This is a genomic window from Caballeronia glathei (assembly GCF_000698595.1).
Lineage (GTDB): Bacteria > Pseudomonadota > Gammaproteobacteria > Burkholderiales > Burkholderiaceae > Caballeronia > Caballeronia glathei.
On the sequence record NZ_JFHC01000136.1, the window covers coordinates 1 to 8,881 of the forward strand.

Sequence of the window (8,881 nt, forward strand, 5' to 3'; positions counted from 1 at the left end):
GCCACCGATCCGAGGCGCTTCGCATGGGAATAACGGGCGGGTCGGGCAAACGAACCAATCGCCCGACCCGACGCAACGCGTCCAGGGGCACACCGCCTGACGCCGAACCGCTGGTGTCAAGGGGCACCCTGCAGATGAAGCGCAGCTCGGCGCGTCGGGCCGTTCTCGCAAGCTGGGGGCCGCGCTGCTCGACCAAGCCAACGAGGAGTGCGCAGGAGCGGCGCATTCGGCGTCCGTGCCAGGGACCGAAGCGTTGTTGCCCCCTTGACAACCGGGCGGAGGCTGCGGCCGCGCGGACTGAATTCTTCACGAGCTTGGGCCATACGCGCGAGAATAAGCGACTATGCTTCGGCACGTTCATTGACTTGCCTCGCCGGCATGTCGCGCTCAAACTCTCTGTGCAACGTCCTTTCGGCAATGCAGGCGTCGCGCTGTCGTCGCCGGCATCGAGGCGGGTACAGGTGTGACCGCCGGGTTGCTGCTGACAAGAAAAGCACTCGATCGTCGGTGGCGGGCATTCGTTGAAGCGCTGCGTTCTCGATCTCGCCGCCGCCGCGATGCAGCCCGAATATCCGCTTGCCGCGAGGAGTACCTAGTTCAACGGCCTTCACATGTAGGCCGATGACATGGGACGGCAGGTGGAAGCGACACACTTTTGCTTCCGCTTGCGCCACGATCTTCAGCAATGCGTGATTTTCGATTTGAACTGCCCGGATGCAGAGGCGGTTCGCACTCGCGCCCCAGGCATTCCGGCCGAGCCGCCGGATGCAGGGTTCAGCGAGCCACGTGAACGGAGTGGTGCCGCTTCGCCGCTTCTTAAGCGTCGCCGGTTGCCGGGCCGTCCCCACGTCGTTGAGAAATAAGTCATTGGAATGGTCGTTGCTGTCGAGTAGTGAACGACACGGACGGATTTCACCATGAGCACCATTCTGCTAGTCGACGACGAACCGGACATTCTCGTCGTCCTCGAGTTGCTTCTGGCTGCTCAGGGATATCGCGTGATAGCAACCAGGAACGGTGCAGAGGCGCTCGAGGCCGCCTCAGCTTGTTCTCCGCAACTCGTCATTTCGGATTGGATGATGCCAGTCATGGACGGGGCGCAACTCTATCGCTGCTTTCAGGGCATTCCATCGTTGAAGGAGATTCCATTCGTGTTCATGTCGGCGGCGGTGCCACCAGCTGAAATTCTCGGCAAAGCGTTCTTGCGAAAGCCGTTCGACCCGGCACGTCTGTTCGGACTCGTGGAACAGCAGATCCGACGCTAGCGTCAGCCAAGCATCTCCCTGCGGCTGTCGCGCGCCTTCAGTGCCGCAAAGATCGGAGGAATCGCAGTTCGTGACGTTTGCCGGTTAAGCGTTGACACCGTTGCCCCCTTAACTACGATACGTGGACGGAGAGATGTACGTTTGTCCAACGCGCGCGATACTGGAGGAACCGAGATGCCCAAGCAACCCGTCGCGACACGCCTTCGCGAGCAGCACCGGTTGACCGTGGATTTCGGCACGGCCGCGCTCCGAGCTACCTCGGTTGCGGCACTGCTTGAGGAGGCCTGCCGGGTGGCGGCAAAGGGCTTGTCGGTCAAGCTCGCAAAGCACTTCGGTTTGACCCGCACGCCGAGGCGCTCGTCTTCGCGGCTGCCGTGGGGTGGGAGGAAAGTGAGCGCGATTCGCTAAAGTTCGATGTCGATGAGGAGAGCCCGCCGGGTTATGCCTTCTTGTCGGGCCGGCCAGCGGTCAGCAGTCACCTGGGCGCTGAGAGCGGCTTTCGCACGCCGCCGGTATTTGCAAAGTACGGCATAACAAAGACGATCAATGTTCCTATCCGGGGACTTCCATCTTTTTTTGGCATTCTGGAGGTCGATGGCACCCGCGGGGACAATTTTATCGAGACCGACGTCGTTTTTCTCGAGGCGATTGCCAACATCGTCGCCTTGGCGCGCGAACGGCTGGACATTGAGGGCGACAACGGCCTAAGCGACGCCTACCTCTCGGGCATACTTACCTCCAGTAGCGACTGCATCGTGGTAGTTTCGACGAAAGGGAACATCGATTTTGTCAACGACTGCGCACGCGCGCAGCTGGCGTCGAGCAATCCTGTCGGCACAGCATTCGTCGACATGTGGCCGGAGGAACACCGTGCGCAGGTGCGAGACGCATTGCATGCAGCGGTCAACAATCAGCCGAGCCGTTTCGAGGCACCCTGTCTCACGAGAGATGGCGAACTGCGATGGTGGGACGTCGCAGCGACACCAGTGTCGCGTGACTCGAAAAGCGTCGAAAGCGTCGCGTGCGCATTGCGTGATGTCACTGAGCGCCACGATCACGCTCAACGATTGTCGCACCTTCTCGCTATTCAACAAAGCGAGTTAAGCAACTCATCGCTCATGGCGCGGGAAGTGCATCACCGGGTGCGCAATAGCCTGCAACTCGTGCAAACTTTACTCGCGCTCCAGGCGACGCTGACAGGCAACCCGGATGTCTCCGATCAGCTGCACTCCGCCGCCAGCCGGTTTGCAACTGTCGGCGCAATTCATCATCGTCTTTACGAAGAGGACGCGTCGCAGCACATTGATGCCGCTCGCTATCTCGAGAAACTGGTGAGTGACTTCCGGAAGCTGGCGCCGGACCGAAGCATTTCGCTCTCCGCCGACGGCATAGATTTGCCCGCGCCGCGAATGACTGCGCTCGGCTTGATCATTGCGGAGTTGATAACGAACGCTGTCAAGTACGGCACGGGCGACATCAGGTTGGCGCTCGCGAAGGAGAGCGACGTGCTCCGGCTGAGCGTCGAGGATGACGGGGCGGGGTTTCCGACCGAATTTCCTTCGTCTCGCGGAACTGGGTTGGGCATGCGACTTATTCAGAGTTATTCGAAACTCGGAGCGGAGGCGGTTCAGGTAGACCGATCCGTTCCATATAGTCGCATCATTGTCAGGTTTCGCGCGAACTAGTCGGAGCGTGCGGTCCGGCGCGATGTCCGGTTCTGCCGACTTCAAGCGCGCGAAGACGTGATCGCGCAGGCGCGAGCGGTGACTCCCGGTATCACAGAGAGGTATCGGCATCGCGAGGAGAGTTTTTGTTGGTCGTCGAGCGCGTTGCGCACCATAACTGGAAGCGGACCTATCGGGACCAGCATCCCGGGCATCAAGAGGGAGGGGCGAATGGCTTCCGTTCTGTTGGTCAATGCCGACACGACGGTTCTTGGCAGCCTTGGGCTGTTCATTGCGGCAGACGGCCATACGGTTCATACGGCGGTCAATGGAATGGATGCATTGCGGCAAGTGAGAATCGCCCGGCCGGACGTCGTGGTAGCTGACTGTGACCTTCCCGTAATGGACGGCGTCGACCTCGCTCGTGAGATGCAAGCCGACCCGACACTGGCGTCCCTACCGCTGGTTCTGTTAATGGAAGGCCCGCACCGACCTCGAGTTCGAGTTTTCGCCGTCTTGAGGGCGCCTTTCGGGCCCACCAGACTTCTAAAAATCATCAAACGAATCGATCGGCGGGATTCGACACTGCGCTCCAGCAGCTTCACGCAGAAAACTCGCGACGCAATGATGTCGGCCTGCAGGCGGGTTTCTCGTCGCCGGACAAAATAGGGGACCGGTTTTGGATCGAAACCGGCATTGATTAAGAATTGCCGGCCCTCGCGGCTCATACGCTCGCTTGGCAATTGTGCGCTTGGTCGAGTCGCTCGGGTCGCGAAGAAATCCGCCGACGTGTGCGCACAGCGCCTCGTCACATACCTCTTGCCAAGACCGCGGTTCGCTCCTGAGGCGCGGACCGGAGTGGTCGGTGCGTGCGTCTCGCGTCGAAGCACCGGTAACAGTGTCGGTCGCGCGTGCGCCGAAAAGTGCGTGGTGACGCGTCGCCTAATTACCGAGCCAAAGTTGGCGGTTGAACCGCGACGGCAAACGCGGCGGAAAACGTACGGTATCCCATCTCCGCTCGACGGGATTCGCGGGTTTTTTTACCGTCTTTCGTTTCAGATTGTGCAGCAGCTTGCGCGTTGAACGCCGGAATGCCCGAGCTTTGGAAGCGCCAAGCGATCGGTGTTTAACGGCCGCACCCACCATAGCCGAGCCGATTCGACGATATGGCTGCCGGCATCGTCCTTGCGTCCGCGTATCTGCCTGCGATCAGCAGGCGTACCGGTATGGAGAACCGTCATGAACGAAGATCAAGTCAAAGGCGTAGGCGAGAAGGTCAAGGGCAAGATCAACGAGGGCGTCGGGAAAATAACCGACGACCCGGCGCAGGAGGCTAAAGGTGACGCACAACAGATCGCGGGTGAGACGCGTAAGGAGATTGGCGATCTCAAAGAAGACATAAAGGACGCAGCTGATGACGCGGCGGACCGGGCCGACAAGCCGCCCGCGCCGGCGCCCTGAGAAAAGCCGGCAGTCGAATGCCCGCCGTCGCGGGCTCACGTGTACAAAGGCGCTGCGCGGAGCGATCTGTTTCTGCCTTTAAAGGGGCCAGCGCATTCGTTAGAGGAGGACATATGGACAACGAGAAGTCCGAATATGCCGGGTCGCCGGAAGGACCTGTGCTAGCGCGTGCCGACGTGGCGAAGGCAATGCGCGAGGCGACCGGCGCGGCTTCCGGGACCGGACAGGATACTGGTCCGGTGGTGCTGGCGCAGCCGCCCGTCACGGGTTCCGCACACAAGGGCAGTGAGTTCACGCCATCGAGAAAGCCCGCACTCACCGCGGCAAAGGAAGCGCTTTCCAATGCCCAGGATACGGTCCGCGCAAAGTACCGCGTGGCTTCCGATTCCACCGATGATTTCGTCCACGACAGCCCATGGAAAGCCATTGCAATGGCAGCGCTGGGCGGCATCATCGTCGGCATGCTGGTCGCGCGGTAACGAGCAAGGCGGCACGTCCCTTCCAAGGATCATTAGAAGGATCGCAGGCCGCCTCGCGGAAGCTTGGGCGCTCGCCTTATGTAGGGAACTGCGGCTTGGGCGGACGAGTCGACGCGTCAGTCAGAGCCGGCGAGTTCGCAGACGTGACCCGATTCGAACAGGCTGCAAAGGTGCGATGGTTCTGCCGCTTCTGAGCAAACCTCATCAAGGGATGCCGCGGGAATTAGACCCGGCGCGGGAATGGCGCTTCGCCGCGAGTACCTACCTGAGACGCATACCCGGAACGGCGATTGCGAGCAGTGACATGCGTCGCGCATCTGACGCGTTCAACCGCTTACTGAGGAAGGAGCCCGCAATGCAAGTCTCAATGAAAAGGATTTTGACTATGGTGCTCATTTTGAGCATTTCCGGTGCTGCGTATGCGCAAGGTGCAGGCGGCGGTGCGGGAGGAGGCGCTGGAGCCGGCGGCGGGGGCGGCGGTGCTGGCGCGGGGGGCGGTGCGGGAGCAGGGAGTGCGGGCGGTGGCTCCGCGAGGACTGGAGGCGGGGGACAGGGCGGGACAGGTATGGGAACGCCGAACGCAGGCGGTACAACTGCGTCGCCGTCCGGCGGGTCAGGCGCCAACACCATGGGCACCACCCCGGCACCGTCTCAGAAAATGCAGAAAGGTGGAACAGCACCCACCGGATCCGGAAATGAGAAAAAGGCGTACTAATTTAAGTTGCCATCACCGCGGCGGTTTGGATGGGAGGAGAAAAAGGTCCTGCTCACCAACGAGTGAGCGGTCAAGGTCTTCCTGACAACGCCGCTATGTGGCCGAGCGCGATACTGCTAATTATCCGTAACGGAGAGAAATCTCACAGGCGCTAACGCATCGAAATCAGACAGTGCGCCCGCCGGTAGCGGAACGGCGGGAATTTGCGAATTTCGTCGCTGGCCGCGCGTTGCTGAGACTTAATGAGACGCGCCATGCACGTGCCAAAACGCCGTGTACGAAGGGCGAGTAGACACGCACGACGCTGGCGGACGGGACGTTTTTATTAAAGCGGCGCTCCGCGCAGCGGCGCGCACCCGGCGTCGTCGGTCATTGATTGCATGCATAAGCGTCTGCTGAAGTAAGCAGGTTGCCGATCGTTCCTAGCTACCCGCAACGCCGCTCCCGCGTCCGGCTTTGGAGTCTACGACACGGTAAACTCTTTCCATTTTTTACAGCCTGAAGCATGACATCACGCACCATGTCGCCGGCATAGTTTCCGGCGATCGCAGCCCATTCATTGCCTCTGATCGCAGGAGTCGAGTGCGAAGATGACGCGCGGCGGCGAGCCACGGGATTCGAAGCCGTCCAATCACCAGCGCGCACTCCTCCGGTCCACCTCGACCATGCCGTGATGCCAGCGCATTGACGGGAATGGCGAGGCCGGCGTTCGACCGGCAGACCGTAGGTATGCACGATCCGATGCCCCGTTTTACATTGACGCGAGGCTGCCCCTATGCGTCCCGTTTCCGACGGACGGCCATGCTCGCCGTTAGCCGTAAGCAGGCTACCTCGCCGGGACGGGCAGCTGAGGCGATTTACAAAGCGGTGCAACTTGGAGCGGTCGAGGACGGGCGCCGCATTGGATCGCCGACAAGAATCGGGACGATTTTCTGGTGCGCGCCTAACGCCTGGTTTCTGGAGGCGCGACTCGGTTCGCGCGGTCGTAGCGGGCTATTGTGCTTTCACACCCGACCATCTGCTCACAGCAACACCGCTTGCTGCAAAAGTTCCAGAGCTTTCAACTCGTCCAATCGGCCCGTGCGTGCTTTGCCTGCCAGCGTCTTGATCAGTGCCTCCGCTATCGGATCAATACCTTCGAGATTTTCCAGGCTGGTCACAGAAGCGAAGGAGCGCGACATCGGATGCATCTGCGGGGCTGCAGCACCCGGCAACTGCTCGAGCGCTGCCGGGCGCGAGGCGTCGCTCTCTCCAAGTGAGGAACTGGCAAGCTCAGCCCTGGGATCGCTTGCGTGATCTTGGTGGCTGACGACAATTGCTTTTTTCTCACGCGAGACACGTTCCGAACCAGGTGCGCTTTCATCGGCACGCGTGCTCGGTCGTTCTTCCTGGACGGATGCCTTACCGCGGGAAACCGGAAGAAGCAAGCGAGACACGGATTCCGGGATCTCTGCTTCCGAGCGCGGAGTGTCCAACCAGCCGGTTGGAAAACCCAGGCGTTCCGTGAAACGTTTAGCTTCGGCATCGTCCATACGTTTCTGGCCGTGTAGCCGATGGGCCTGGAACCGGTAATCGCCATGACCGCACCAAGCCTCACTTTCGATCCGTTGCGGGTCGTGAGAACGTGGAGGTTGGCGCGCCGAATATTTTCAACAGCCGCACTGTCATTTAACAACAACGATTGCTGCTCGCTCGATTTCGGAGAAGATTTGGCTTTCGCTGGTACCGCTTTTAGCGGGGTGCGAGCGGCAGGCTGCACGGCCGCTGTGTTTCCACGCTTCTGTACGGCCCTTGGCGATCCGCCAGTTGCTTTCTTTGCCATTTCCGGTTCCTCGGGCAAACGATCTGTACGAAATGATTGTTGGTTGACGATTGGGGCGGGAGCCACCTTATATATTTCTGCTACTACTTCTGGTTCGGCATCCGTTTGAACGACGTCTAATGGTGATCTCAAACGAGCGATGATTTCGGGCGTGAGCACAGGATTGGGTTGGTCAAAAAAGCCGTGCGGCAACCCAAGCGTGGTTTCCATGTGAAAGGCCGTCTCGGGCGTGAACCGCTCTCCCTTCATCAGCTCAGCCACACGCGTCAGGCTCGAATCAAGTCCTAACGCAATATTCTCTGCACCCACCGCATCGACCAGTAATTGAAACGATCGCGTCTTGAAAATGGAAGCAGTCTGAGCGGGGTCTCGAGTAGCAGACCCTTTCACGTATGGTTGGCCCTGTCGGTTCGCCGGCGACTTTTTGACGTGGTGCGGGTGGCGCTGGCCGCTGTCTCGAGATCCCGAGTATCGCCCGCGCGCTTGACTCATGAAGTAGGCTCCCCGCCATAATTGAGACTGTAGTTTCTCAATTATAGACGAGGCCGCGTTGAAGTTTGATTCGCCGAAAGCTCTCCGGGCGGATCTTTAGGCAGCGAGTTCATGTACCCCAGTAGATATCGGAGAGACTAGGTGCAACGGACATTCAAACGGCCTCGCAATGAAGTACGCGAACGGCGTTTCGTGGCCGATCTCCGAGATAGGCCCGAACGGTGCGAGGGCGCGGCTACGGTTCGCGCGTACGCAGATCTGTGCCGCTGAAGATCTTGCGTTGTTGCCTTGCCGCTACGATCATTCGTAAGAGAAAACGCTACCGAAATTTCATGCGTTGAAGCGCCATGCCCGAGCCGCGCACGACGCAGGTTAGCGGGGCATCGGCGACGAGCACCGGCAGGCTCTCCGGTACAAGCCGACGTCACGGCTGCGACGATCTGCTCGACGGGATCGGCGAAGACGAGTTACTCGCAAGACCGATTCATCAACGCAAGTGTGAGGCGCTGTCCGGAGATGCAGGGGAAAATCCAGTCAGCACGAAACCGTTCGGACCCGTCCACCACAGCACCGCGTCGTGCAGCGGCGGCATCGGCTGCGGGTCATTGACCCCGATGACTTGGAAGCGCGCGATGTTCGAATAACGATTGACTGCAGAGGACTTCTCTGCACGACGGTCATATCGCCGTGTATGCACGGCGCCTTTTGCACGAGGTAATGATCGAGCGCTTTGCCGCGCTCGCGCATGGCCGTGACGCTGCGACAGGCCGAGCGCATCGTGCTCAATTCCGACGCCTGACGAAAGTTGATCATCTATGGTTCGACAGCTAGGCCGCGGCCGAGCGGCGCGGGACGAAAGCCTGGCTGGACTCGAACCAAAGACCCGTCATGGATCGCCGCGGTAGGAGGCTGCGCACTGGAGGCCGACAGCGAACGCCTTAAGAAAAAGCTAGTGGTGCACGGCTAAAGAACGGTAGAGTGGG

8 protein-coding genes and 3 pseudogenes are annotated in these 8,881 nt (G+C 60.3%); 8 read left to right on the top strand and 3 right to left on the bottom strand.

Translation table 11 applies throughout. The features are described 5' to 3' along the window. Positions 1 to 341: 341 nt before the first annotated feature. Positions 342 to 686 (bottom strand): hypothetical protein, encoded by a 345-nt coding sequence (locus BG61_RS43780; RefSeq protein ID WP_206540634.1) that lies wholly within the window; start codon positions 684 to 686, stop codon positions 342 to 344. Between BG61_RS43780 and BG61_RS45175 the strand changes: the two genes are divergently transcribed. The 8 genes and pseudogenes from BG61_RS45175 to BG61_RS41020 form a co-directional block, all read left to right on the top strand. Further along, positions 627 to 863 carry a DUF1264 domain-containing protein gene (locus BG61_RS45175; RefSeq protein ID WP_208459001.1) on the top strand — a complete coding sequence of 79 codons (237 nt, stop codon included), beginning with the start codon at positions 627 to 629 and terminating at the stop codon, positions 861 to 863. The genes BG61_RS43780 and BG61_RS45175 overlap by 60 nt on opposite strands. Before the next feature lie 54 nt (positions 864 to 917). Further along, entirely contained in the window at positions 918 to 1,265 is a 348-nt protein-coding gene (locus tag BG61_RS37000) for a response regulator (protein ID WP_035943123.1), read from the top strand. Between the two features lie 174 nt (positions 1,266 to 1,439). Then, positions 1,440 to 1,673: a hypothetical protein gene (locus tag BG61_RS41605; protein WP_051673061.1), complete on the top strand. Its 234-nt coding sequence runs from the start codon at positions 1,440 to 1,442 to the stop codon at positions 1,671 to 1,673. After that, positions 1,640 to 2,950 carry a sensor histidine kinase gene (locus BG61_RS37005; protein WP_051673062.1) on the top strand — a complete coding sequence of 437 codons (1,311 nt, stop codon included), beginning with the start codon at positions 1,640 to 1,642 and terminating at the stop codon, positions 2,948 to 2,950. Before BG61_RS41605 ends, BG61_RS37005 begins: the two co-directional genes overlap by 34 nt. Before the next feature lie 210 nt (positions 2,951 to 3,160). Next, a complete protein-coding gene (locus tag BG61_RS39610; RefSeq protein ID WP_051673063.1) occupies positions 3,161 to 3,598 on the top strand; it encodes a response regulator in 438 nt (145 codons plus the stop codon). A gap of 570 nt (positions 3,599 to 4,168) precedes the next feature. After that, complete coding sequence (locus tag BG61_RS37015) at positions 4,169 to 4,390, top strand: CsbD family protein (protein WP_035943126.1); 222 nt, start codon at positions 4,169 to 4,171, stop codon at positions 4,388 to 4,390. A gap of 113 nt (positions 4,391 to 4,503) precedes the next feature. Next, positions 4,504 to 4,869, top strand: a complete 366-nt coding sequence (locus BG61_RS39615) for an ElaB/YgaM/YqjD family protein (protein WP_051673064.1) — start codon at positions 4,504 to 4,506, stop codon at positions 4,867 to 4,869. Positions 4,870 to 6,438: 1,569 nt separating this feature from the next. Then, a pseudogene (locus BG61_RS41020) lies at positions 6,439 to 6,531 on the top strand (H-NS family nucleoid-associated regulatory protein); the annotation flags it as partial. A 75-nt stretch (positions 6,532 to 6,606) separates the two neighbouring features. Here the strand turns inward: BG61_RS41020 and BG61_RS37025 are convergent. Both BG61_RS37025 and BG61_RS42540 read right to left on the bottom strand, forming a co-directional pair. Then, positions 6,607 to 7,898: pseudogene (locus BG61_RS37025) on the bottom strand (hypothetical protein). 300 nt (positions 7,899 to 8,198) lie between these two features. Then, positions 8,199 to 8,319 (bottom strand): annotated as a pseudogene (locus tag BG61_RS42540) (rod shape-determining protein); the annotation flags it as partial. Positions 8,320 to 8,881: the final 562 nt, after the last annotated feature.

Coding starts and splice junctions, on each gene's coding strand:
- BG61_RS41605 (WP_051673061.1), top strand. CDS start 1,440: ATGCCCAAGCAACCCGTCGCGACACGCCTTCGCGAGCAGCACCGGTTG.
- BG61_RS37000 (WP_035943123.1), top strand. CDS start 918: ATGAGCACCATTCTGCTAGTCGACGACGAACCGGACATTCTCGTCGTC.
- BG61_RS37015 (WP_035943126.1), top strand. CDS start 4,169: ATGAACGAAGATCAAGTCAAAGGCGTAGGCGAGAAGGTCAAGGGCAAG.
- BG61_RS39610 (WP_051673063.1), top strand. CDS start 3,161: ATGGCTTCCGTTCTGTTGGTCAATGCCGACACGACGGTTCTTGGCAGC.
- BG61_RS39615 (WP_051673064.1), top strand. CDS start 4,504: ATGGACAACGAGAAGTCCGAATATGCCGGGTCGCCGGAAGGACCTGTG.
- BG61_RS45175 (WP_208459001.1), top strand. CDS start 627: ATGGGACGGCAGGTGGAAGCGACACACTTTTGCTTCCGCTTGCGCCAC.